The following is a 24,927-nucleotide window of genomic DNA, read 5'->3' on the forward strand; positions in this document are numbered from 1 at the left end:
CGCTCTTCCGCGGTCAGTCGAGGTGGTAGTTGGGCGCCTCTTTCGTGATCTGCACGTCGTGGACGTGCGACTCGCGAACGCCCGCCGAGGTGATTTGCACGAATTCGGCTTTCGCGTGCAACTCTTCGATGGTGCGGCAGCCCAGATACCCCATCGAGGAGCGAACGCCGCCAACCAACTGATGGATCACCGCAGCAACCGGCCCTTTGTACGGCACGCGTCCTTCGATCCCTTCGGGCACGAATTTGTCGACGTTTGCGGTGTTGTCCTGGAAGTAGCGGTCGGCAGCGCCCGCCTGCATCGCGCCCAACGACCCCATGCCTCGGTACGCTTTGTACGACCGGCCTTGATAGAGCACCGTCTCACCGGGCGCTTCTTCGGTACCAGCAAAAAGACCACCCAACATCACACAGTGGGCGCCGGCAGCGAGCGCTTTGGCAATGTCACCCGAGAATCGGATGCCGCCGTCGGCGATCAACGGGACATCGGTTCCCGCGAGCGCCTCCGCAACGTCAGATATCGCGGTGATTTGCGGCACCCCAACGCCAGCGACGATCCGAGTCGTACAGATCGAACCGGGCCCGATCCCAACTTTGACCGCGTCCGCGCCGGCGTCGACCAACGCTTTTGCCGCCTCAGCCGTTGCGATGTTGCCCCCGATCACTTGCACGTTCGGGAATTGGCGCTTGACCCAGCGCACCCGGTCGAGTACCCCTTGCGAATGGCCGTGTGCGGTATCGACGACGATCACATCGACACCCGCTTCGACCAGGCGTTCGGTGCGCTCTTCGGTACCCGCGCCGACGCCGATCGCAGCCCCCACCAGGAGCCGCCCGTCGCTGTCTTTCGCCGCGTTGGGGTGTTCGGTCGACTTCTGAATGTCTTTGACCGTGATCAACCCTTTGAGGGTATCGTCCGGACCCAGGATCAGCACCCGCTCCAAACGGTGTTCGTGCATCAACGCTTTGGCCTTCTCGACGCTCTCCCCTTCGCGAATGAAAACCAGCCGCTCGCGCGGGGTCATGATTTGCGCAATTGGCAGGTCCAGCCGGGTTTCGAATCGTAGGTCGCGATGGGTGACGATCCCCACCACGCGGCCTTCGTCGACGACCGGAAGCCCGGAAATTCCGAGTTGCTGTGTGAGCGAAAGCACCTCTCCTACGGTCAGCGTGGGCGGAATCGTCACGGGATCTTTGAGGATCCCGGATTCGAACCGCTTCACCTTCGCCACTTCGGCCGCTTGCTGTTTTGCGGAGAGGTTTTTGTGGATGATTCCAATCCCACCTGCCTGCGCGAGTGCGATCGCCAACCGCGCTTCGGTCACGGTATCCATCGCCGCCGACACCAAAGGGATGTTGAGGCGGATGGCGCGCGTCAGCTTCGTCGAGAGGTCAACGTCGCGCGGCAAGACTTGGGAATAGGCAGGGACCAAGAGAACATCATCGAACGTGAGTGCGATTTTTTTGAGACGCATTGCGACACTCCAGCCAAAACGGGATTATATCGCGATTACTTCTGAGCCGCTTTTTTCCGCCGCGCTGCCTTTGGGTCGGCGATAATCGGGCGATAGATTTCGATTCGGTCTCGGTCTTTCAGCGGCGTGGCCAGGGTCACGGGTTTGGCATAGATTCCGATCCGATTCTTCCCATCGAGGTCGATCTCAGGATGGCGGGATAGAATCCCGGAGCGTTCGAGCGCGTCGGCAACGGTGCTTTCGGGCGGCAACTGCACCGTGACCAGATCGACTTGGTGCGGGGCTGGCGCATAAACCACCTCGACCGTGATGGTCTCTGTCATCACTCACTCCTCTCGCTACGGTACCCTGGCAACCGGAACAAGTCAAGATAGTTGTCGCCTGATTCATGCAATCACCTGCCTTCTATTTCAGCTTGGGTAGAGTCCCGAACGACGCTGTCCCGTTCCGGGTTGAGCGTGACGGCCCCGATCGGTGTCCAGTCCCGTGTCTGCCCGGACCAGCGCGCCGGGTGACGTTCGCGGGCTTGAAGATAGGTCTGGTGCCGTGCCGCCAGGATCGCATGGTCTTCCCCGGCATGCCGTTGGGCGGGGGTGACGTAGCGCAGGCCGCTGTGGCGGTGCTCGACGTTGTACCAGTGCACGAAGTGCTGTCCCCACTGGCGGGCTTCGTCCAGGCTGGCAAAGCCGCGCGCCGGGAATTCGGGGCGGTACTTCGCCGTTTTGAAGAGCGATTCGACGAAGGCGTTGTCGTCGGACACCCTGGGGCGAGAGTATGAGGGCTTGATCCCCAGCCAGTGCAGCATCGCCAACACCGTGGTGGCCTTGAGCGTGCTGCCGTTGTCGCCGTGCAGCACGGGTTTTTCCGGCAGGGCGTGGAGGCCTTCGGCCAACGCGGTGCGCTTGAGCAGGCTCACCGCGTGTTCTGCCTCATCGGTGGCATGAATCTCCCAGCCGACGATCTTGCGGCTGTACAGATCCATGATCAGATACAGGTAGAACCACTGCCCCTTCACGTGGGTGGGCAGGTAGGTCATGTCCCAGCACCACACTTGTCCGGGGGCGCTGGCTACGTGCGTCGTCGGCGCTCGCGTGCGCTGCGGCGCACGGCTGCGCCCACGGTGACGGGTTTGTCCGTGGGCACGCAGCACGCGCTGAAAGCTCGATTCGCTGGCAAGATAGACGCCCTCGTCGGCCAGCGTGGGGACGATGCGCGCCGGGGGTTGGTCGGCGAAACGGGGCTCGTTGGCCAACGCCTGGATCCTCGCCCGTTCTTCGTCGCTGAGCGCATGCGCCGGCTGCGCACGCTTTGCCAGGGGCCTGCGGTCCCCCTGGCGCAGTCCTTCCTGCGCTTTCCAGCGCTGCAGGGTGCGCAGCGTCATGCCTGCGACCTCGCAGGCCGGGCGTAGGCGCGCGCCGGCTGCGTGTGCCTCATCGATGTGTCGGACCAGTGTTTGGCGATCTTCCAGGCCGATCATGCGTCCTCGTCCTTGGGGAAGATCGCTTCGAGCTTTTTTGATAGCACCAGCAACGCTGCCGCTTCGGCCAGCGCCTTTTCCTTGCGGCGCAGGTCGCGCTCGAGTTCCTTGATGCGACCCCGCTCGGCCTTCTTCTCCCGCAGAGCCTGCCGTGCGACTTCCTCGGGCTCATCGAGCGCCTGCAGGGCGGCGGTGCGCCATTGCTCGAGCGTCTGGGGATACACGCCATGCTCGCGGCACCAGGCCCCTTTGCTCGCCTCGTCCATCGCGGCGGTCGAGAGCACCGCTTCGAATCGGGCCCCCGCACTCCAGCCCCGCTCGCCAACGGGCTGGGAGAGCGCCTCGGCTCGCCAGCGCGCTAGCGTCGCAGCTGAAATGCTCAGCTCTCGCGCCAGCGTCTGCACCGCGACACTTTCTGGCGGCAACAGCCGTGCAACCGCCCTGTCCTTGAAGGACTGTCCGTATCTGGCCACTTCGTTCTTCCTTTGTCGCCCTCTGGTTTCAGGATCTATCGAGACGACAACTATTCTGACACAGAGGGCAACGCCGCCCAGACTTCTGGGGAAATCGCATGCGCGCGCGCGACGAACGCATCGACGAACGTTTGGGCGATTTTGTCGAAAACCGGCCCCAGTACCTTGTCCAACAATTTATTCGCAAACTCGTAATGGAGCTCGAACTCGATCTTGCAGCCGATCGCACCGAGCGGTTTGAATCGCCAGTGGCCGTGAAGGTGTTTGAACGGCCCCTCTTTGAGCGTGATCCGCATTTCCAACGGGGGCTGTTTCTGATTGACGGTGCGGAACTGGGTTTTCACCCCGTGGAAGTCGACCTTCAAGGTGGCGTCGGTCAGATGTTCCGTGCGCTGGTGGACCTCGGTGCCACCACACCACGGCAGAAACTCCGGGTAGTGTTCGCAGTAATCGACCAGCGCGAACATCGCCTCCGCAGGACGATCGATCAAAACTTGCTTGTGTACCGTCGCCATTGGCAAAAACCCAAGCCACTCCTCGGTATAATCGGGCGATTGTACCGCAACGCATGAACCTCTTTTATGGCCATCGTCGAAAATCGAAAAGCCCGACACGAATATTTCATCGAAGAGACCTTCGAAGCCGGACTCGTGCTCGAAGGTTGGGAGGTGAAAGCGATCCGTGCCGGACGGGTCAATCTGAAGGAAGCCTACGTCCTGGTTCGGCATGGCGAACTTTTTCTTTTGGGAATGCACGTCTCGCCGCTTGCCAGCGCATCGACCCATGTCCGACCCGACCCTACTCGGACGCGCAAACTTTTGCTTCATCGCCGCGAGATCGACCGTTTGATCGGCAAGGTTGAGCGCGCGGGTTACGCGCTCGTGCCGCTCGACCTCCATTACAAGAACGGTCGGATCAAAGCAACGATTGCGTTGGCGAAAGGCAAGAAACTTCACGACAAGCGGGAAAGCGCGAAGGAACGCGATTGGGCACGCGAAAAAGCTCGGTTGCTGCGTGCTGCGGTGCGCTGAAGCACTGAAACACCGCGGAACGCTCATGATAAGATATTCCCAATTGTGACGAAGGAGTTGTCGATGGGTTTTTTGGCGGGTAAAAAGATCCTGATCACCGGGCTACTCAGCAACCGCTCGATCGCTTATGGCATCGCGCAAGCGTGCGCGCGGGAAGGCGCACGTTTGGCGTTCACCTACCAAAACGAACGGTTCGAAGGGCGCATCGCCAAGTTCGCAACGGAATTCGGGGCCGATTTCATCGCGCCGCTCGACGTGACGCGCGACGAAGAGATCACCGGGCTTGCCGATCGCATCGCTCAAGAATGGGAAGGGTTAGACGGTTTCGTCCATTCCATTGCCTATGCCCCGAACGAAGCGCTCGAGGGCGATTTTCTCGACGGGTTCACGCGCGAAGCGTTTCGCATCGCCCATGAAGTGAGCGCAGCGAGTTTTCCCCTGATGGCGAAAGCGTTTCGGCCGTTGATGCAAAACCGAAAGTCGTCGATGTTGACGCTCTCGTATCTTGGCGCTGTGCGCACGATGCCCAATTACAACCTGATGGGAATGGCCAAGGCCAGTCTGGAAGCGGGTGTGCGCTACCTGGCGGCAAGCTTGGGACCTGAGGGGATCCGCGTAAACGGTGTCTCGGCAGGCCCGATCAAAACCGTTGCCGCGTCGGGCATTGGCAGTTTCAGCAGACTCCTTCGCTACAACGAACACCATGCGCCGCTGCGCCGCAACGTCACGATCGAAGAGGTGGGCAACGCCTCGGCGTTCCTCCTTTCGGATCTCGCAAGCGGCATCACCGGCGAGATTCTCTACGTTGATGGCGGTTTTCACAACGTCGCGCTCGGCAACCCCGAACCGCTCGTCTTGTAAGGAAAAGCAAAACGGGGCAACGAAAAAGGGCGCGTGCTGCGCCCTTTTCGTTTTGCCCTACAGGATTTCTCGCCCGTTATTCGGCGGTGAATTCCCGCAACGCCTCTTGACGGATCTGGATGGGATAGCGCGCTTCCACCGTGCGCAACCACGCACGGTAATGCACGTCACCATAGAGGCTGTGCAATTGTGTCGCAAGCGATTTGGCCCGTGCATCGTTATCCGTGACGACCGGCGTTTCCACCGCGACGAGTTCGAGCAGCCATACGGCGTCACCGCTTGTAACCACGTTGCGAACGCCCGGTTTCCGCGGCAGCGCAAACGCGGCTTCCACCACAGTGCGCGGCAAGGTCGTATCGTTGCGTTGTAACCGCTTTTCGCCGTCCCATTTCGTGATCGACGCGTTCGTTTCTACCTGTTGCGCGAGCGAAGCCACCAATTGCGACTGCGCGTGATCGCGACGCCACGCGGCAATTGCGTCCGCTTTGGCCTCGGCAAAGGTGCGCGGTCGTGCGGGCTCAAAACGGGCAACCCGCACCACCACCATACGCCCATCGGGCAACGTGACCGGATCCAGGTTTTCGCCGCGGCGGGCATTTTCGCTCCTCAATTGCGCCACCAGTGCAGCTGGCAAAGGCGTGCCATCGTTGAGCGTGAGCGCATCGAGCGGCATGAGTGGCGTTTTCTCGATGGGTGCCCCGACCTTTTCCGCAACCGGGTCAAGGCGGTCCACCGCGTCAAACGCCAGATTGGGCAATTCCGCGGCCAATTCCGTGAACCGCCGCTTGCGTGCCTCTTGCTGCAATGCCGCGCGAATTTGCGGGGCAACCGCGTCGAAAGTGGGTGTTTGAGCCGGCTGGATCGCAGACAACCAAACCAGATGCCAACCGAAATCGGTGCGAACGGGATCGAGTAGCCCCGGGGTTTTCGCAGCAAAAACCGCTTCAGCCAACGCTGGCGGCAGCTCTTCCTTCGTGACCCACCCCAAGTCACCCCCTTGGGCGCGGGTTGCCGCATCCTCCGACCGGTTTTTGGCGATTTCGGCGAATTGCACTTCGTCTTTGCCGCGCAGTTGCGCAAGAAGCTGCGTGACTTCCGCAGGTAGCGTTTTGCCGTCGTCAAAGTTCGAGGCAGTGATCAAGATGTGGCGAATACGCCGTTTTTCCGGTTGTGCGATCGCTGCTTTCCGGGCCTCAAAGGCCTTGCGAACGTCCTCCTCTGGTACGGGCGGCACCTGAAGTTGCTTTTCGTCGAGCACTACGTATTCGAGAGCCGCTTCATCCGGTTTCTGGAAGCGATCCTGATGTTGTTGGAAAAACGCTTCGACCGCTTGCTCGTCGACCGGCAGCGTCGCCGCAACGGCGTCGATCGAATGGCGTTGCCAGCGCACGCGCCGCACCTCTTCTTGCCACCGCAACAGCGTCAGGACATTTTGCGGAGGGACGACTGCAGCGCGAACCGAGCGCAGGAGTTTTTCGATCGCCAAATCTTCTTGGACCAGCGCTTCGAACCGCGCCGGCGTCATTCCCTGCGCCTGCAGCGCCGCTTCATACGTGGCAAAATCGAAACGGCCATCCTTCTGAAACACGGGAATCGCAGCCAGGGTTTTCTGCACCACCGTTTGCGGAACCTGCAGTCCGAGCCGCTGCGCTTCATTCAAAAGGATTTGGCGTTCCAGCAATTGCCGCAGTACCTCCTCAACGAACGCTTGGCTGCGCACGAGCTTTGGGTCAAACGCCTCCCCCATCTGGGTACGCAAGCGGTCGCTTTGCCGCTGCAGCGCGTCGCGCAGCGCCGCAACCGTTACCGCGGAATCCCCTACCGTTGCCACTTCGTTACGCGACGGACCTGTGGAAAAGTAACGCTCTACGCCAAAAAAGGCAAAGGGAATGATCAATATGAGCAAGATGATCTGAGCGATTCGCTTGCGGCGGCGAATGGCATCGAGCATTATCGTGACCTCGAACAAAATCGGAAGCCGTAATTATCGCATAAGCCGTTTCGTTGCTGCAGTGGCGTATAATTATCGTTCAGTTTTCTTGACATCGAAATTATGGAAAACGAAGTCAGTGACTTTCTGATTGTCGGACGGACGGTCGATGGACGCCGTTTCCGCCCCAGCGATTGGGCGGAACGCCTTTGCGGCATCATGGCAACGATGGGGGCGGACAACCGAATGCGCTACTCCCCCTATGTTCGCCCCGGCCCGATGATCGATGGGGCCAAGACCGTCGAAGTAGATGCCAAACTGTACCACGTTCAGCCGATGGCTTACCGTTTTCTTGTCAATTTCGCCAAGGACAACAACCTGGAAATTCGCTATCGCGACGTTTGTACGGTTGCCCCGCCCGAAAAAGAGGCCAGTTGAACGGCGCGGAGGGCGCAGCCGATACCGCAAGGAATAAAAAAGCGGCCTGTGGCCGCTTTTCCTATCAAAGACGAAAGAAACAAACCATCACGCCATGGCTTTGATCTTGGCAACCAGCCGGCTCTTGTAACGGGCAGCAGCATTCTTGTGAATAATGCCTTTGCCCGCAATCGAATCGATCACCGATTGCGCTGCTTGGTACGCCGCTTGGGCCTGTTCTTTGTTGCCCGAAGCGATCGCAAGCCGAACCGACTTGATCGCTGTGCGCAGACGTGAGCGAAGACTGCGGTTATGGGCACGGCGCTTCAAGTCCTGCCGTGCACGTTTGCGTGCTTGTGCCGTGTTGGCCATCTTATCCCCAATCGAAATTCATGCACCAGAAACTATAATTCTAACTTTTTCATCACCCCTTTGCAAGGCGGTTCTGGATGAATTTCCTCAAAACACTCGCGCAGGTGAGCAGCCTGACGCTCCTTTCTCGCCTCCTGGGGTTCGCCCGTGACGTTTTGATCGCCGCCCTTTTTGGGGCGCAAGCGGCTACCGACGCATTCGTGGTTGCGTTTCGACTTCCCAACCTCTTGCGTCGCCTCTTCGCCGAAGGCGCGTTCTCCCAGGCATTCGTTCCCGTCTTGGCCCAGACGCAGCGCACTGCGCCTCCCGAGCGCACCAAAGCGTTGATCGACCGGGTGTTCACGGTTCTTTTCGTCACCGTTGGCGTCGTGACGCTCGCAGGCGTGCTTGGTGCCGAAGGGTTGGTCCGCGCAGTGGCACCTGGGTTCGCTGCGGATCCGGAACGTTTCGCGCTTGCCGTCGCGATGACCCGCTTGACGTTTCCCTATATCTTGTTCATGTCGCTCGTGGCGTTTTCCTCGGCGCTTTTCAACACCTGGGGCCATTTTCGTCTGCCCGCGGCAACACCGATCGCGCTCAATACCGCGTTCCTCTTACTCCTTACCACCGCGTGGGCAATGGACGATCGCGACCCGTATTGGCTTGCCTATTCGGTGCTTTTGGGGGGAATCCTGCAGTGGCTCTGGCACTGGTGGCAATTGCCCCGTCTGGGCTTGACGCCACGCTGGGACTGGCACCCACGCGATCCTGGCGTGCGCCGGATCCTCACCCTGATGGGGCCAGCGGTCTTTGGGGTTTCCGCCGCGCAGATCTCGTTGCTGCTCAATACCCTCTTCGCTTCTCTACTCCCCACAGGAAGCGTCTCCTGGCTCTACTACGCCGATCGTCTGATGGAATTACCGGCAGGCCTTTTTGGTGCGACGCTCGGTGTGATCCTCTTGCCGCACCTCAGCCGCGCGGTCGCGGAACGCAATGAAGCGGGGTATCAGCGCTTGGTCGACTGGGGTTTGCGAATGACGCTCCTCTTGACTGCTCCGTGCGCGCTCGCGTTCGTGCTGATTGGGGAACCAATCACCCTCGCGCTCTTTGTGCGTGGAGCATTCACCGCAAGCGACGCGCACGCAACGGCATTGGCACTGACTGCGTATGCGTTGGGTCTGATTCCCCTCATCGGTGTCAAAATCTTGGCGCCCGGATTTTACGCGCGCGAAGACACACGAACCCCGGTCAAAGGGGCAATCCTTTCGCTGATCCTTACGCAACTTGGCAACGCCCTCTTTCTTTTCCTCTTCGATTGGGGCCACTGGGCCCTAGCGTTGTCGATTTCGCTCGCCGCCTGGGGCAACGCCGGGTTCTTGCTCTTTCACTTGCGCCGCCGCGGCCACTTCGCGTGGCAACCCAACTGGCTGCGTTTCCTGCTTTCCCTTACGGTTGCGCTACTTGTTCTTGCCCTCTTTCTCGCTACCACCGAGCCATGGGTGGCAGCGAAAACCGCATCCGGGCAATGGATCCGTTTGCTGGGCGTGGCGCTTTGGGTTACCGTTGGCATGGCCACCTATTTTTTGGCTCTTCGGCTCACTGGGTTTCGCTGGGCATCACTCAAACGGCCGTTGTGACGAGGCGGTTGTTTGCTCCTTTTGCCACAAATGGAAAAATTGGGCGGCAGAAAGCGGCCGAGCAAACCAATACCCTTGGAAAAAGTCGCAGCCCAGACGCAACAGATGGTCCCACTGCTGCGCGCACTCCACCCCCTCTGCCACCACCTGGAGTCCTAGCCGATGGGCCATCTGGATGGTCGCATCGACGATCGCGTCGTCGCGTTCGTCCGACGCCAGCGGCGTCACGAAGGAGCGGTCGATCTTCAGCTCCGACAGCGGAAAGGTATGCAGATACGCAAGCGAAGAGTATCCCGTGCCGAAATCATCAACGGCAAAACGCACCCCCAACGTCGCCAAACGTTGCACCTGCTCCTGCGCAAGTGCCGGGTCGTGCATCATCGCCGATTCGGTAATCTCCAATTTGAGCGCACTGGGCTCGACACCGCTTGCGGTAAGCGCGGCGCAAACCGTCTCATAGAGCATCGTGTCGTAGAGCTGATGCGCGGAGAGATTGACCGCAATGCTCGGAAGACGCAAACCGGCTTGACTCCACTGCACCCACTGGTGCAACGCGTGCCGCAATACCCAACGACCGATGGCCGGCATCAGCCCGACCTGTTCGGCAACCGGGACGAAGCGTGCTGGCGGAACCTCTCCCAGCTCTTCATCGCGCCAACGCAAGAGTACTTCTGCACTGACGATCGCGCCTGTCCGATCGCAAATCGGTTGAAATACGAGATGAAACGCATCATGGTGGATCGCAAGGCGCAGCCGTTGCTCCAAACGACTGCGTGACGTCGCCGCTTCGTGCAAACTCCGGGTAAAAAAGGCAAAACGGTTTCCCCCCTCCCCCTTTGCACGATACATCGCAAGACCCGCAGCGCGTAAGAGCGCGTTTGGATCACGCTCGTCGTCGGGATAGAGCGCGATCCCGATCGAAGGAGAGAGTTGCCATTGGTTTTCCCCCACTTCGAACGGCAAAGCGAACCGATCCAGCAAGCGCTGCGCCAATTGACTGGCTTGCGTCGCTTCGGTGACGAACGTCACCGCGACGAATTCGTCTCCGCCGACACGGGCAGCAAGATCACTGGCGCGCACCGTCGTGCGGAGCCGCTCAGCCGCAGCACGCAACACCGCATCGCCCACTACATGCCCGGCGGTGTCGTTCACCCATTTGAAGCGATCCAAATCGATGAACAACACCGCAAGGTACTCTTTGCGCCGCCTCGCCTCTTCGCACAAACGGGGCAGTTGGCTGAGCAACGCCGCTCGGTTGGTCAAACCGGTCAGTTCGTCGGTCAAAGCACGGCGACGCAATTCCGCTTCGATGCGGCGCTGCTCGGTCACATCTTGGTAGATCGAAACGAAGCCACCAGAGGGAACCGGTTGCCCGATGATATGGAGCACGCGACCGTCAGGGCGCGTCCGTTCGAGTTCGTGCGGCACAAAACTGCGCGCGGCGCGAAGCCGTTCCGCCAGATACGCTTCGGGGTCAGCGATTTCCCCGTACTCACCGCGCTCAAGGTTGAAGCGCAGCAACGTCGCGAAATCGACGCCTTTTTCAAGCAGTGACAACGGGAAATCGAGGAGTTCAGCAAACTTCTGGTTCCATGCAACCAATTTCAAGTCCGCGTCGAACAAGGTCACCCCACTGGGGAGATGATCGACCAGCGTTTGCAAGCGATCCCGCGTGACCTGTACCGCGGCTTCCGCCGCTTTGAGCGCAGTGACGTCGGTGAAGGTCGAAACGAAACCTGCCGGCCGCCCCTGCGCGTCGAAAAAGGGTTCTCCCTGCACCAGATGCCAGCGCCCGTCAGGGTGTTGGCGTTCGAGACGGTGCGGCTGGAATGTTTTGGCCAACGCAACCCGTTCCGCGACCAACCGTTCCGGGTCGCCCGGCCCATATTCGCCGCGGGATGCCGGAACCCGAATCAGATCGGCGAACGAAACCCCTTCGTAGGCCAACGAGCGGGGCAGATCGAGAATGGCGAACGCGCGGTCGTTCCAGTAGCGCAACCGCAGGTCGGCGTCGAAGACCATCAGACCAACCGGCAGCGCCGCGATCACTGCGTTGAGCGTACGCGCTTTTTCAGCGAGTGCGGCATCGAGCGCCAAATGGCGATCGTCGAAACGGTTGATTCCGTAGGCGAGCCGTTTCCCTTCCGGCGTCGTGAGGACCACCACCTGCACGATACACGAACGGATTTGGCCCGCTTCAAGAACCACCCGATACTGAACCACCCCTTGTCCGCTGCGATAAGCCGCTTCCACTTGGCGTACGAACGCGTCACGATCCTCGGGGAGAAGATGCGCCAAAAACACTTCCCGCGTCGGGGATTCGTCAGCAGCGATGCCGTGCTGACGGCGAAAGGTTTCGGACCAGACCATCGCACCGGTCGCCAGATCGCGAACCCAGTAGCCCCAGCCCAACGCATCGAGGACGCGGGCAAGCGCAGCGTTCAGGTCATGACGGGGCATCGCTTCGCTCGGTCAAAGTGGCGAACGGAAAAAAATCGGGAAGCCCGTGTGCCCCACAGGGAATCTGCGGACACCCTTCCAAGAGCGGCAAAAGATAGTCGAGAAATGCGCTATCGACCTGAAAAGGCGCCGCAATCCACGATGCGGGAAAGCGCCGTTCGCGATTCCCTACGGTCGCGGCATCGACCGCTTCCATCCGCCAACCGCTGGTTGCTGGGTCACGCACGACCCCAACCATCACGCCCGAACGCGTCCCTTCGTCGGCCCAAGCGACTGCGGTCTCGCCCACCTGCCAGGCGACGCGGTGGTCGACTGCACTCACCCAATGCGCCGCGGCGCGCTGAAGGTAATCCGGGACCGCCACATGGACCTTTGCGCCCAGGGCGTCACGCAACCAACCACCAATCACGCTCCCCGCCCCGCCTAGCTGCACGTACCGCCGTTTTTCCACCCCTTGATATGCAAGCTGTTCGCCATCCAGTGTCGCCCCTTCGGCGACGACCACGGTACAGTAGCCCGTGCGCGCGATCGCGGCATCCGCGGCAGCGAGCAACGCCGTTTTGTCCCAACGCATTTCCGGCAACACGATGAGATGGGGCCCCTCGTCGGCCAAAACCGCCGACGCTGCTTTCACCGCCGCGGCCAACCAACCGGCGTTGCGCCCCATCGTCTCCATCACAAACGCGCGCGCCCCTTTTGCCGGAAACGACGCGAGATCCAGTGACGCCTCCAGAAAGCTGGTGATCAAATAGCGTGCCGCCGAAGGGTAGCCAGGTGAGAAGTGGGTCCCTTCCAGATCGTTGTCGATCGTCTTGGGAATGCCGATCACGGTGAGCGGGATGCCCCGCCGTTTCGCTTCACGGTCGATCTGCGCGACCGTCGCGATCGACCCATTCCCACCGTTGTAGAGCAACGCGTCGATATCGTAGTGCGCTAGGACCTGAAACAACAGGTCATACGGAGTCGCATCGATTTCAGGATCCGGAAGATCACGCCGTGCCGTGCCAAAAATACCACCTGGCGTATGGCTGAGTCGCTGCAGTTGCTCGGCGGACAACGGCGGGACTGCGATCAGATCACCCGCGAGCAACCCGTGCATCCCGTAGCGCGCGGCAAAAAGGGTCAGCCCGCGGCGTTGCGCCTCGGCAATCACCCCGGCAGCGCTTGCATTGATCACCGCCGTCATTCCTCCAGACTGGGCATAGACGATACGGCGAATCGCACCCATCGGTGGCTCCTACACTGTACCACCGTTCAATATAGCACAAGGGTGATGTCGTGAAAAAACGCGCGACCAGAAACGGGCGCGCCGATTCGAATCGCTCACCCGCCAAGTAGATGAGGCCGAGCCAAGCAAAGCGCTGCCAAAGACTTTCCGTCACGCAATTGCCCACGCTCAGCACGGGCAATCAATTCTGCAACCGGTAACAAGAAGACCTCGAGAAACTCCCCCTCGTCAAGCCGAGCAGCACCCGGGACGATTTCGGTTGCCAGCACCACGTGGATCACTTCGTTGCTGTAGCCGACACACGGCCAAAAGCTGCCGAGTAAGCGCCACTGCTTTGCGGTATATCCCGTCTCCTCCTGCAATTCACGCTGCGCACAGGTGAGCGGATCTTCACCGGCGTCGAGCTTCCCGGCGGGCAACTCTTCGACCACCGCTCCCACCGGATGGCGGTATTGCCGCTCCATCACCACCCGGTTGTGAGCATCGAGCGCGATAATCACCACCGCACCGGGGTGGCGGATATACTCGCGGGTTGCCGAACGACCATCCGGCAAGCGGACCTTGTCGCGCCAGACATCGAGCAGTTTGCCCTGCCAGACCCGCGACGACGCGACAGCCACCTCGACGAGGTGGCTGTCACCATCCGTTTTTGTCGTTTCGTTCATCGAAAAGCCAAACGGTTACAGCGATGCGATCATCGCGTACGCCGCAAGGGACATCAACCCCTGTGGCATCAAGCCAAAGAGCGCAAGCGCCAACGCATTCCCGGAAAGCAGCACCCGGGTTTCGCTGGATGCGATCAACGGCTGACGCTCCGTCGGTTCGTCGAAATAGGCGAGTTTGACGACGCGGAGGTAGTAAAACGCGCCGATCAACGACATCACCACCGCAACCACCGCGACCCACAAGTAGCCCGCCGCAACCACCGCTTGCAACACAGCCAATTTGGCGAAAAACCCGACGAAGAACGGAACGCCCGCAAGGGAAAACATCGTAATCAACAGCATCGCGGCGAACCACGGACTTTTTTGGTTCAGCCCCTTGACGTCGTCCAGCCATTCCGCTTCAAAGCCCGCGCGCGCCATCAGCAGAATCAGACCAAAGCTTGCCATGCTCATCACCGCATAGACGATCGCGTAGAAAAGGGTCGCGCTGTAGGCGTTCAGGGCCAATTGATGGTTCCCTTCCACTACGCCGACCGCGAGTCCCAGCAGAATAAAGCCCACATGGGAGATCCCAGAGTATGCGAGCATCCGCTTGAGGTTTTTCTGCGCGATCGCCGCAAGATTACCCAAAACGATCGACGCCACCGCAACCACCATAATCATCGGTTGCCAATAGTGGGCGTATTCGAAAAAGCCAAAGACGAGCAGGCGAAACGCGAGCACAAACGCGGCCAGTTTCGGCGCCGAAGCAAGGAGCAGCGTCACCGGAGTGGGCGCGCCATGATAGACGTCGGCGACCCACATATGGAACGGTACCGCACCGAATTTGAACGCTATACCTGCAACCAAGAAGGCCAAGCCAAAGCCGAAAACGCGTTCGTCACCCGGTCGCAACGCGGCCACCGACGAAATTTCGGGAAGCGACAACGTGGCCGTGGCACCGTAGATCAGCGAGAGCCCATAGAGGATCAAACCAGACGCGAGCGCCCCAAGCACGAAATACTTCATCCCCGCTTCGGCACGCAACGCGTGGTTGCGGTCAAACGCGACGAGCGCATAGAGCGCGAGCGACATCAACTCCAAACCCAGATAGAATAGGAGCAGATGGTTGGCAATCGCGAGGATTTGCATCCCCAAAAGGGACAACAAGACCAGCGCGTAATACTCGGCCCGCTCCAGCCCCCGCTCGATCAGATAGAAACGGCCGTAGATCAATGCCGCAAAAACCGACAGGTAGATGAAGAGCTGCACCACCAACGTGATCCAATCGACCAGAAAGATCCCGCCGAACGTGGTCTGTACGCGCGGATCGCCGGAAGTGAACACCGTAAGCAGCGTCGCGACGATCACCGCCAGTTGCGCGACCACATAGTTCCACTGCCGCCACCGCTCACGCGCAAAGGCCCCAGCGGTCATCAAAACCAGCGCAGCGAGCGCGATCACGATCTGCGGGGCCAACAACGCAAAATTGGGAAGTTCCAATGCCATGGTGTCTCACCCTTCCTTAGAGTTTTCCGGCTGCCACATGGGCCAACAACGCATCGACCGAGGTATGCATCACCTCGAGCAGCGGCATGGGCCAGATCCCCAACAGCAGGACGAAGAACGCCATCGCTGCCAAGATCATGAATTCCCGCCGGTTGATATCCTGCAGCGCAGCAACCTGCGGGTTGGCTATGGCGCCAAAAACGACCCGCTTATACATCCACAACGAATAGGCGGCACCCAGAATCAACGTCGTCGCCGCTGCGGCTGCGATCCAGAAATTGACCTTCACCGCAGCCAACGTCACCATGAATTCGCCGACGAAACCGCTCGTGGCTGGAAGCCCCGAATTGGCCATCGCAAAAAGGAGGAAAAACGCGGCAAATTTGGGCATGGTATTGACCACACCGCCGTAATCGGCGATCCGGCGGGTGTGCAGGCGGTCATAGAGCACGCCGATGCACAAGAACATCGCACCCGAAACGAAGCCGTGCGACACCATCTGAACGATCGCCCCCTCCATCCCCAGTGCGTTGAAGAGGAAGAACCCCAACGTGACGAACCCCATGTGCGCCACGGACGAGTAGGCGACCAACTTCTTCATGTCCTCTTGAACGAGTGCCACCAAGCCAATATAGACGACCGCGATGAGCGAAAGCGCTACCATCAACCCTTGGAACGCCTGCGCCGCATCTGGCGCGATGGGCAACGAAAAGCGCAAAAAACCGTACGCACCCAGCTTCAGCGCGATCGCCGCCAGAACCACCGACCCGCCCGTAGGCGCTTCGACGTGCGCATCCGGCAACCAGGTATGTACCGGCCACATCGGCACCTTGACCGCGAAGGCGAGCAAGAAACCCAGGAAGAGCCATTTCTGTTCGGTGAGGGTAAGCGGCAACCTGTGCCACTCCAAGAGGTCGAAGCTGCCACCCGATGCGGCGAAGAGGTAGAGGATCGCCACCAACATGAGGAGCGAGCCCACCAACGTATAGAGGAAGAACTTGATCGCGGCATAGACGCGATTGGGGCCGCCCCAAATCCCGATGATCAAATAGAGCGGGATCAACGATGCTTCGAAAAAGACGTAGAACAAGACCGCGTCGAGCGCCGAAAAAACGCCGTTGATGATCCCGGACATGATCAGGAATGCCGCGAGATATTGCGCGACCTGCTTCTGGATCACCTCCCAACCGGCGATCACGACGATCAAGGTGATGAAGCTGTTCAACACCACGAATGGCATCGAGATCCCATCGACCCCCAAGTAATAGCGGATGTTGTAACGCGGGATCCATTCGCGCAATTCGACGAATTGCATCGCTGAGGTCGTGGGATCGAACTGGAACCACAACGGCAACGTTACCGCAAACCCGAGCGCAGCTGCAAACAGGCTGATCAAGCGCGCCTCGAACGCACGGCGGTCATTGCCTGCCGCTGCGAGAACCAGCACCCCGCCAATGATTGGGATCCAGATCGCGAGACTCAGTAAGGGCATTCCCGACATAACGGTCATCCACGTTCAAACGAGGTAAAGGAAAAGGAGCAAAACGGCAATTCCCAGAATCATCGAGAAAGCGTAATGGTAGAGACGCCCACTTTGCAGCGCCGCGCCAGCTTCCGCTACTTCACCGACGATTTGCGCCGAGCCGTTCACCATCGCGCCGTCGATCACCGTGCGATCACCGATTTGCCACAACCAACGACCCAAACGGCGGGCGCCACCGGCAAAGACGATCTCGTTGAAGCGGTCGAAATAGTAGTGATTGACGAGAATCGTGTAGAGCCAACGCACGCGCGCCGCGATTCGATCGGGCAGATCGGGCCGCACCAGGTAGAAAAAGGCAGCCAAAGCCACACCCGCAAGCGCGATGAAGAACGGCAGCGAGGTCAAGCCGTGCAACCCCATCGCCAGCGCACCGTGGAACTCTTCCCGGAGCGCTGCGATCGCGCCGTGGCGCGCTTCATCGACGAAAATGACATTCGCGAACCAACCGCCGAAGAGCATTGCGTCGATCGTGAAGGCACCGATCAACAGCGAAGGAATCGCAAGGAGCACGAGCGGCACGGTTACCACCTTGGGCGACTCGTGCGGTTTTTCCCCCGGCGCCAGACCATGGTGATGGTCATCCGAACCGTGCGCTGCGTGATCGTGATGCGCGTGCGCTTGACCGAAGCGCTCTTTGCCGTGGAACACCAAAAAGATCATGCGGAAGGTATAAAACGCAGTGACGAACACCCCAGCCATCACGCAGAAATAGGCATAGGTTGCGCCAGGAATCTGCGCGTGCGCCACTGCGATCAGAATCGAGTCTTTGGAATAGAACCCGGAAGTAAAGGGCGTTCCAATCAACGCCAACGCCCCGATGAGCGCGGTGAGCCAAGTCACGGGCAGGTACTTCCACAATCCCCCCATGTTGCGCATGTCTTGATCGTGGTGCATTGCGATGATCACGGAACCTGCGGAGAGGAAAAGGAGCGCTTTGAAAAATGCGTGCGTCATCAGGTGGAAGATCGCGACTGAATAGGCCGAAGCGCCCAAAGCCACCGTCATATACCCCAGCTGCGAAAGGGTTGAATAGGCAACCACTCGCTTGATGTCGCTCTGGACGATCCCAAGAAGGCCCATGAAAAACGCCGTGGTCGCACCGATCACCAGCACGAACGAAAGCGCGGTATCGGAAAGCTCGAAAAGCGGCGACATCCGGGCGACCATGAAGATCCCGGCAGTGACCATCGTCGCGGCGTGGATCAGCGCCGAAATCGGGGTCGGACCTTCCATCGAATCGGGAAGCCAAACATGGAGCGGCACCTGAGCCGATTTCCCCATTGCCCCGATGAACAAAGCGATGCAGATCGCAGTGATCAGCGGCCACCCTGTGACCGCCTCATTCATCGTGGCGAGTTTTTCCGCTTGCGCGAACGTCTCGGTATAGTCGAGCGTACCGGCGTACGCTGCGATCAACCCAATCCCCAGCAAAAACCCAAAGTCACCCACGCGGTTGACCAGAAAAGCCTTGAGGTTGGCGTAGATCGCGGTTGGCCGCGTGTACCAGAAACCGATCAACAGGTAGGAGACCAATCCCACCGCTTCCCAGCCGAAGAAGAGCTGCAAAAAGTTGTTGCTCATCACGAGCATCAACATCGAAAAGGTAAAGAGCGAGATATAGCTGAAGAAACGGCAATACCCGGGATCCTCGGCCATATAGCCGATGGTATAGATATGCACCATCAGCGAGACGAACGTGACGACGAGCATCATCGTCACCGTGAGCGAATCGATCAAAAAGCCGACCTCGAAGGTCAGACCGTCACTCGTTCCCCAGGTGTACAAGGGCCCATTGAAGGTATTGCCATTGTGCACGTCGAAAAAGATCGCGACCGACGCCAGGAACGCGATCAACACCCCCAAAATCGTGATGCGGTGTGTTGCGGTTCGCCCCAGGCGATTGCCCCACAATCCGGCAACGATCGCGCCAACGAGCGGCGCAAAAGGGACGACCGTATAGAGTAATTTCATGCTCCCTCCTTACCCACGCAGCTCGGTGAGATCATCGACGTGGATCGACTGCCGGTGCCGGAATAGAACCACCAGGATCGCCAAGCCGATCCCAGTTTCCGCGGCTGCCACGGTCAATATGAAGAAAACGAAGACCTGACCGTGGATGTCGCCCAGAAAATGGGAAAACGCGATGAAATTGGTATTGACCGCGAGGAGCATCAATTCGATACACATCAGCAAAACGATCAAATTCTTCCGGTTCAAGAAGATGCCCACGACGCTGATCACAAACAGCGCGCCTGCGAGCAACAGATAGTGCGTAAGGGTCATTGCGAATGCTCCTGTCACTCTTTTTCCGCAGGGAGCGAAACCACCTTGAGCCGCTCGCTCGCTTTCACCGCGATCTGCTCTTCCGGCTTCACGACACGAACATCGGTCCGCTTGCGATGGGTCAATGTCACCGCGGCGATCATCGCGACGACCAGAATCATCGCCGCGACTTCGAATGGATAGGCATAAACGGTGTAGAGCACTTCGCCGATCATCTTGGTATTGCTGCCCTCGACGGCGGGGGCTGCGGCCCGGTGAAACGCGGGGCTCGTCAACATCAGGTAGAGTTCGATCGCCAACGCGCCGCCGACGAGCAACGCCAGCGGTGCGTTGTGCCAGAACCCTTCCCGCAACTTGGCCAAATTGAGGTCCAACATCATCACGACGAAGAGGAAGAGCACCATCACTGCGCCGACATAGACCAGCACGAGCGTGAGCGCCAAAAACTCCGCTTGCAGCAACAGCCACACCCCACCTGCCGAAAAGAAGGTGAGTACCAACCACATCGCTGCAGCAACGGGGTTGCGGCTGAAGACGGTACCCAACGCGCCTAGGAGGAGGAAGAAGGCAAAAAGGGAAAAGACGAACGAGACCACATCCATGAGCGGAATCCTCAGCGGTATTTGATGTCTTTGGCGCGATCGGCGGCAATCTGCGCTTCGTAGCGGTCACCAACTGCCAACAACATCTCTTTGGTCATGTACAGATCGCCCCGCTTCTCGCCGTGATACTCGAAAATCCGCGTCTCCACGATCGCATCGACCGGGCAGGCCTCTTCGCAAAAGCCACAAAAGATGCATTTCGTGAGGTCGATGTCGTACCGGGTGGTTCGCCGAGACCCGTCCGCGCGCGGCTCGGCTTCGATCGTGATCGCCATCGCCGGGCAAATCGCCTCACACAGCTTACAGGCGATACACCGCTCTTCACCGTTGGGGTAGCGCCGCAATGCGTGCAACCCCCGGAAGCGCGGACTCAACGGAGTCTTCTCTTCGGGGTACTGCACCGTGATCTTCGGCTTGAAGAGGTGACGCCACGTCACCGCCATCCCTTGCCGCAGCTCGGTCAGGAAAAGGCTTTTCAGGAAATTCAGTGCGCTCATCGCAACGCTCCCATTAGCGCCAGATCGACAGCGGAGTCAACATCCAAACCGCCACCACCAGCAACCAGACGATGGTGATCGGCACGAACACCTTCCACCCCAACCGCATCACGTGGTCGTAGCGAAAGCGCGGGAAGGTGGCGCGGATCCACAGGTAGAGGAAAAGGAAGACGCTGGCTTTGATCAGCAACCAATGTAGCCCATCCGGAAGGAACGCCACTGGGCTCAACCACCCGCCGAAAAAGAGGATCGAGGTGAGGAACGAGACCAGGATCATGTTGGCGTATTCCGCCAAGAAAAAGAGTGCAAACGCCATACCGGAGTATTCGACCATATGTCCGGCGACGATCTCCGACTCCCCTTCCGGCAAGTCGAACGGGGCCCGGTTGGTCTCGGCAACCCCCGAAATGAAATAGACGACGGCGATCGGCAGCAACGGCAACCAGTTCCAGGAGAGGAACGATAAGCCGTGGTCGGCGAACCAGCCGGTTCCTTGTTGCCGCACGATCTCACTGAGGTTGAGCGTACCCGAAACGAGCAGCACACAGATCAAGCCGAACCCCATCGCCACTTCGTACGAGATCATCTGCGCCGAGGCACGCATCGCGCCCAGAAATGCGTATTTCGAGTTCGACGCCCAACCGGCGATGATCACCCCATAGACTTCGAGCGAAATCACCGCCATCACGAAGAGCAACCCGGCGTCGAGATCGGCGATCACCCAACCGTCGTTCACGGGAACTGCCGCCCAGACCAACAGCGACGGCGCAAGCGCCATCGCCGGACCGACGAAATAGAGGACCTTGTTGGCCTGGCTGGGGACGATCACCTCTTTGAAGAGCAGTTTGAGCGCGTCAGCGATCGGCTGCAACCACCCCTTAGGCCCAACACGGTTCGGCCCGATGCGCACCTGCATGTAGCCGATGATCTTACGTTCCGCGTAGGTCAGATAGGCAACCGCGAGTAGGAGCGGCACCAGCAGCACAATGATTTTGAGCACGTTCCAGACGACCGGCCACGCGGGTCCCAGCCAGCCTTGCGCCAACGAGAGCCATTCGTTCATGCTGCGGCCTCCTCACTCGGAATGGTTGCTCCCCGTTCCGCTTTCGCGTCGTCCGTGGCTTGCAGCGACGCAGAACGGCGAACGATCATATCGCCTTGATAGAGCGTGACGCGGTCGAACGCGGGAATGGCGCTCGCGTGCAGCGTTGGCGCGGGGGCGATTGCGGTGAGGCCATGTTGCGCCAGTTGGGTACGCCACCCTTGCGGCAGCGCGGCATCCCGAACGGCGTCGCTTGCCGTGTAGGCCACCGATCTCCCCGTGCGCATCGCGGTGAGCGCAGCCAAGACTTTCCAACCCGGTCGCGTCATTTCCAGCGGCCGCACAACTGCGGTAAAGGATTGCAACCGCCCCTCGATATTGACCAATGTGCCCGAGGTTTCGGTAAAGGGTGCAATTGGCAAAAGCACATCCGCAGCGGCTTTGAGCGATTCACTTGCGTATGGGGTCAGCGCAACGACGGTGCGTGCGCGCGCGAACGAATCGGCAACCGCATCAGGCGCAGCGAAATCTTCCGGTTCCAGATTGACGAGGAGATAGCCCGCTTTTCCGGCAGACGCCAACTGATGCGCGGTTTGCGTTGCTTGCGCGCCGACGACAGCTGCGCCCACAGCGTTCGCGCCATCGACCAGCCAACCCAGTTTTGCGCCCAGCGCACCGGCAATCGCTTCGGCCAGCCATTCGAATTCGGCGGCGTTGGGATGCGCGCGTAACGGGCGCCCCAGCCAAATCCGCCGCTTCTGAGCGCCCCGCAGCGCGGCGCTGAGCGCGTCGAATTCGGCTGCCGAAAGCGGCGAAGGCTGTTGCACCAGACCAACCGCCCAATCCGGAAGCGTCACCCCCAAGTGTTTCGCGAAATGGACCAACGCGACGAGCATTGCGGGTGCGGTCAGTTTGTGCGGATCCACACCAGGGATGCGCCAATCGTCGTCGCTGTCGTCCCAGCGGACGATACGGGCTCCGGCTTTCGCCGCAGCACGAAGACGTACCGCCATGAGGGGCAGTTCGCGACGTACGTCCGCACCCAGGAACCAGTGACCGTCACTCTCGACGATTTCGGTAATCGAACCGTTGAGCCACGCAACCTTGCCGCGTGCCAGGTCTGCGCGCGCGTCGCGCTGGCGAATCCGGGTGTCGACCGCTGCTCCGAAAGCGGCCCCGAGCGCTTTGAGCAGATAGAGCTCTTCGACGGTGCTCATCGGGTGGGCGAGGAAGGCAAGCGCGTCGCTCCCGTTCTCTTCGGCAACACTGGCCAGACGATTCGCAGCCACTTCGAGCGCGGTTTGCCACGCCACTTCGACCCAGCGGCCGTCGGTCTTCACCATCGGCCGCGTGAGGCGATCCGCCGCATTCAGCCCTTCATAAGCGAAGCGGTCACGGTCGGCAAGCCAACATTCGTTGATCGCTTCGAATTCGAGCGGCAGAACCCGTTTGACTGCGTCATGTTTGCTTTGCACGATCAGGTTCGAACCCCAGGCATCGTGGGGACTGATGGAGCGGCGCCGCGTCAATTCCCACGTACGCGCCTGATAGAGAAAAGGTTTGGAGGTCAGCGCCCCTACTGGGCAGAGGTCGATGACGTTGCCCGAGACCTCCGAATGAACGGTCTCCCCCAGAAACGGCAGGATCTCGGCATGCTCGCCGCGAAACGCTTGCCCCAGTTCTTGAAAGCCGCCGATTTCGGCCAAGAAACGCACGCACCGCGTACAGTTGATACAACGGGTCATGAAGGTATCGATGAGCGGCCCGAGGTTTTTGTCGGCGACCACGCGCTTCTCTTCAGCGAAGCGATGAGCGCTCTGACCGTAGCCGACCGCCAGATCCTGTAACTGGCATTCGCCGCCCTGATCACAAATGGGGCAGTCGAGCGGGTGGTTGATGAGCAGGAACTCCATCACCCCCTTTTGCGCCGTGATCGCTTTCCGGGAATGGGTCCACACCTTCATTCCGTTGGTCGCTGGCGTCGCACAAGCAGGTAGCGGCTTCGGAGCGCGCTCCACTTCGACCAGGCACATGCGGCAGTTGGCGGCGATCGACAGCTTTTTGTGGTAGCAGAAATGGGGAATGTAGATGCCGAGTTTGTTCGCGGCGTCCATCACGGTGGCGCCGTCTTCGACCTCGACCGGTTTGCCATCAATCTCGAGTGTCAGCATCACGCCTCCACGTAGATGTCGCTACCGGCCCACTGGACTTCCGGGGGCACCAAGCAGCGCTTGTGTTCGATGTGGTAGAGAAATTCGTCGCGGAAATGCTTGATGAAGCTTTGCACCGGCATCGACGCCGCGTCGCCGAGCGCGCAGATGGTGCGCCCCATGATGTTGCCGGTAGCAGACTCCAGGATTTCGAGATCCTCGACACGACCCTGGCCGTGTTCGATGCGGTGGACGATTCGGTAGAGCCAACCGGTCCCTTCGCGGCACGGCGTACATTGACCGCACGACTCCTCATAGTAAAAGTAAGAGAGTCGCTCCAGCGCTTTTACCATGCAGGTCGTTTCGTCCATCACGATCACCGCACCAGAACCCAGCATCGAGCCAGCCTGGGCGATGGAGTCGTAATCCATCGTGCACTGCATCATCACGTCGCCTGGGACGACCGGTGCAGAAGAACCCCCCGGGATCACCGCTTTGAGCTTGCGCCCGCCGCGGACACCACCGGCCAGTTCCAAGAGCTCCGCAAATGGCGTTCCCATGGGAATTTCGTAGTTTCCCGGGCGATTGACATGGCCCGAGACCGAAAAGATTTTCATCCCACCATTGTTGGGCTTGCCCAAATGCAGGAACTGCTCGCCCCCCATCGCAAGCAGAAAAGGAACCGAAGCAAACGTTTCGGTGTTGTTGATGGTGGTGGGTTTTCCGTAAAGGCCGTAACTGGCGGGAAATGGCGGCTTGAACCGTGGCTGCCCTTTTTTCCCTTCGATCGATTCCAAAAGCGCCGTCTCTTCGCCACAGATATAAGCCCCGTAGCCGTGGTGGGCATAGAGTTCGAAGTGGAAACCACTCCCCAAGATATTCTCACCCAAGTAGCCAGCGCGGCGCGCCTCTTCGAGCGCTTCTTCGAAACGCTCATAAACTTCGAAAATTTCACCGTGGATGTAGTTGTACCCGCAGCTCGCCCCCATCGCGTAACCGGCAATGATCATCCCTTCGATCACGCTGTGTGGGTTGTAGCGCAGAATGTCGCGATCCTTGAACGTTCCGGGTTCGCCTTCATCGGAGTTACACACGACATATTTTTCCCCAGGAAACTGCCGGGGCATGAAACTCCATTTGAGCCCGGTTGGGAAGCCAGCACCCCCACGCCCACGCAGCGCCGAGGTCTTCACCTCTTCGATCACCCGTTCTTGCGACCAGTTTTCCGTGAGGATACGCCGCAGAACTTGGTAGCCACCCCGCGCTTCGTAATCGGCCAACCGCCAGCGGGATTCATCGCAATCCTTGAGGATCATCT

General features: G+C 59.8%; 22 protein-coding genes. 4 read left to right on the forward strand and 18 right to left on the reverse strand.

From position 1 onward, the window contains the following. Positions 1-13: 13 nt before the first annotated feature. The 4 genes from guaB to ACYQ4Z_RS04660 form a co-directional block, all read right to left on the reverse strand. Entirely contained in the window at positions 14-1,474 is a 1,461-nt protein-coding gene (gene guaB, locus ACYQ4Z_RS04645) for an IMP dehydrogenase (protein ID WP_217126202.1), read from the reverse strand. A 35-nt stretch (positions 1,475-1,509) separates the two neighbouring features. Continuing rightward, on the reverse strand, positions 1,510-1,797 hold the full coding sequence (locus ACYQ4Z_RS04650) for an RnfH family protein (RefSeq protein ID WP_219971066.1): 288 nt from the start codon (positions 1,795-1,797) through the stop codon (positions 1,510-1,512). A 71-nt stretch (positions 1,798-1,868) separates the two neighbouring features. Then, a protein-coding gene (locus tag ACYQ4Z_RS04655) for an IS3 family transposase (protein ID WP_088178290.1) occupies positions 1,869-3,424 on the reverse strand; the annotation gives its coding sequence in 2 pieces (ribosomal slippage) (positions 1,869-2,992 and positions 2,992-3,424; 1,557 coding nt in all). 50 nt (positions 3,425-3,474) lie between these two features. Continuing rightward, positions 3,475-3,939 (reverse strand): type II toxin-antitoxin system RatA family toxin, encoded by a 465-nt coding sequence (locus tag ACYQ4Z_RS04660; protein WP_459860211.1) that lies wholly within the window; start codon positions 3,937-3,939, stop codon positions 3,475-3,477. A gap of 66 nt (positions 3,940-4,005) precedes the next feature. Here ACYQ4Z_RS04660 and smpB point away from each other — a divergent pair, with 66 nt between their 5' ends. Next, a complete protein-coding gene (gene smpB, locus ACYQ4Z_RS04665) occupies positions 4,006-4,455 on the forward strand; it encodes an SsrA-binding protein SmpB (protein WP_217126199.1) in 450 nt (149 codons plus the stop codon). Positions 4,456-4,518: 63 nt separating this feature from the next. Then, positions 4,519-5,316, forward strand: coding sequence for an enoyl-ACP reductase FabI (locus ACYQ4Z_RS04670; protein ID WP_119335161.1), 798 nt, complete (start codon positions 4,519-4,521; stop codon positions 5,314-5,316). 76 nt (positions 5,317-5,392) lie between these two features. Here the strand turns inward: ACYQ4Z_RS04670 and ACYQ4Z_RS04675 are convergent, their stop codons facing one another. Further along, a complete protein-coding gene (locus ACYQ4Z_RS04675; RefSeq protein WP_219971069.1) occupies positions 5,393-7,267 on the reverse strand; it encodes a SurA N-terminal domain-containing protein in 1,875 nt (624 codons plus the stop codon). Positions 7,268-7,369: 102 nt separating this feature from the next. Between ACYQ4Z_RS04675 and ACYQ4Z_RS04680 the strand changes: the two genes are divergently transcribed. Further along, positions 7,370-7,684 carry a DUF3579 domain-containing protein gene (locus ACYQ4Z_RS04680; protein ID WP_119335163.1) on the forward strand — a complete coding sequence of 105 codons (315 nt, stop codon included), beginning with the start codon at positions 7,370-7,372 and terminating at the stop codon, positions 7,682-7,684. Positions 7,685-7,771: 87 nt separating this feature from the next. Here the strand turns inward: ACYQ4Z_RS04680 and rpsT are convergent, their stop codons facing one another. Further along, on the reverse strand, positions 7,772-8,035 hold the full coding sequence (rpsT, locus tag ACYQ4Z_RS04685; protein WP_119335164.1) for a 30S ribosomal protein S20: 264 nt from the start codon (positions 8,033-8,035) through the stop codon (positions 7,772-7,774). A 77-nt stretch (positions 8,036-8,112) separates the two neighbouring features. Here rpsT and murJ point away from each other — a divergent pair, with 77 nt between their 5' ends. After that, positions 8,113-9,651, forward strand: coding sequence for a murein biosynthesis integral membrane protein MurJ (gene murJ, locus ACYQ4Z_RS04690; RefSeq protein ID WP_459860215.1), 1,539 nt, complete (start codon positions 8,113-8,115; stop codon positions 9,649-9,651). Here the strand turns inward: murJ and ACYQ4Z_RS04695 are convergent. The 12 genes from ACYQ4Z_RS04695 to nuoF all read right to left on the reverse strand — a co-directional run bounded on the left by ACYQ4Z_RS04695 (position 9,631) and on the right by nuoF (position 24,925). Beyond that, a complete protein-coding gene (locus ACYQ4Z_RS04695; protein WP_459860217.1) occupies positions 9,631-12,111 on the reverse strand; it encodes an EAL domain-containing protein in 2,481 nt (826 codons plus the stop codon). The two genes, murJ and ACYQ4Z_RS04695, sit on opposite strands and share 21 nt — an antisense overlap. Next, the gene (locus ACYQ4Z_RS04700; RefSeq protein ID WP_459860219.1) at positions 12,098-13,339 is read right to left on the reverse strand and encodes a diphosphate--fructose-6-phosphate 1-phosphotransferase; all 1,242 of its coding nucleotides are present in this window, start codon (positions 13,337-13,339) and stop codon (positions 12,098-12,100) included. Before ACYQ4Z_RS04700 ends, ACYQ4Z_RS04695 begins: the two co-directional genes overlap by 14 nt. Positions 13,340-13,434: 95 nt before the next feature. Continuing rightward, positions 13,435-14,004 (reverse strand): NUDIX domain-containing protein, encoded by a 570-nt coding sequence (locus ACYQ4Z_RS04705; RefSeq protein ID WP_219971084.1) that lies wholly within the window; start codon positions 14,002-14,004, stop codon positions 13,435-13,437. 15 nt (positions 14,005-14,019) lie between these two features. Beyond that, positions 14,020-15,492 (reverse strand): NADH-quinone oxidoreductase subunit NuoN, encoded by a 1,473-nt coding sequence (gene nuoN / locus ACYQ4Z_RS04710; protein ID WP_219971086.1) that lies wholly within the window; start codon positions 15,490-15,492, stop codon positions 14,020-14,022. Positions 15,493-15,508: 16 nt separating this feature from the next. Next, entirely contained in the window at positions 15,509-16,993 is a 1,485-nt protein-coding gene (locus ACYQ4Z_RS04715) for an NADH-quinone oxidoreductase subunit M (protein ID WP_119335171.1), read from the reverse strand. A 15-nt stretch (positions 16,994-17,008) separates the two neighbouring features. Further along, positions 17,009-19,006, reverse strand: coding sequence for an NADH-quinone oxidoreductase subunit L (nuoL, locus tag ACYQ4Z_RS04720; RefSeq protein WP_219971095.1), 1,998 nt, complete (start codon positions 19,004-19,006; stop codon positions 17,009-17,011). Between the two features lie 9 nt (positions 19,007-19,015). After that, positions 19,016-19,318 (reverse strand): NADH-quinone oxidoreductase subunit NuoK, encoded by a 303-nt coding sequence (gene nuoK / locus ACYQ4Z_RS04725; protein WP_459860220.1) that lies wholly within the window; start codon positions 19,316-19,318, stop codon positions 19,016-19,018. A gap of 14 nt (positions 19,319-19,332) precedes the next feature. Further along, on the reverse strand, positions 19,333-19,920 hold the full coding sequence (locus ACYQ4Z_RS04730) for an NADH-quinone oxidoreductase subunit J (protein ID WP_459860222.1): 588 nt from the start codon (positions 19,918-19,920) through the stop codon (positions 19,333-19,335). An 11-nt stretch (positions 19,921-19,931) separates the two neighbouring features. Beyond that, positions 19,932-20,417 carry an NADH-quinone oxidoreductase subunit NuoI gene (nuoI, locus tag ACYQ4Z_RS04735; RefSeq protein ID WP_119335175.1) on the reverse strand — a complete coding sequence of 162 codons (486 nt, stop codon included), beginning with the start codon at positions 20,415-20,417 and terminating at the stop codon, positions 19,932-19,934. Positions 20,418-20,430: 13 nt separating this feature from the next. Beyond that, the gene (nuoH, locus tag ACYQ4Z_RS04740; protein WP_119335176.1) at positions 20,431-21,480 is read right to left on the reverse strand and encodes an NADH-quinone oxidoreductase subunit NuoH; all 1,050 of its coding nucleotides are present in this window, start codon (positions 21,478-21,480) and stop codon (positions 20,431-20,433) included. Further along, a complete protein-coding gene (nuoG, locus tag ACYQ4Z_RS04745) occupies positions 21,477-23,630 on the reverse strand; it encodes an NADH-quinone oxidoreductase subunit NuoG (RefSeq protein ID WP_219971114.1) in 2,154 nt (717 codons plus the stop codon). Before nuoG ends, nuoH begins: the two co-directional genes overlap by 4 nt. Then, entirely contained in the window at positions 23,630-24,925 is a 1,296-nt protein-coding gene (gene nuoF, locus ACYQ4Z_RS04750; RefSeq protein WP_459860475.1) for an NADH-quinone oxidoreductase subunit NuoF, read from the reverse strand. Before nuoF ends, nuoG begins: the two co-directional genes overlap by 1 nt. Positions 24,926-24,927: the final 2 nt, after the last annotated feature.

This window comes from Hydrogenophilus hirschii, from assembly GCF_054656675.1.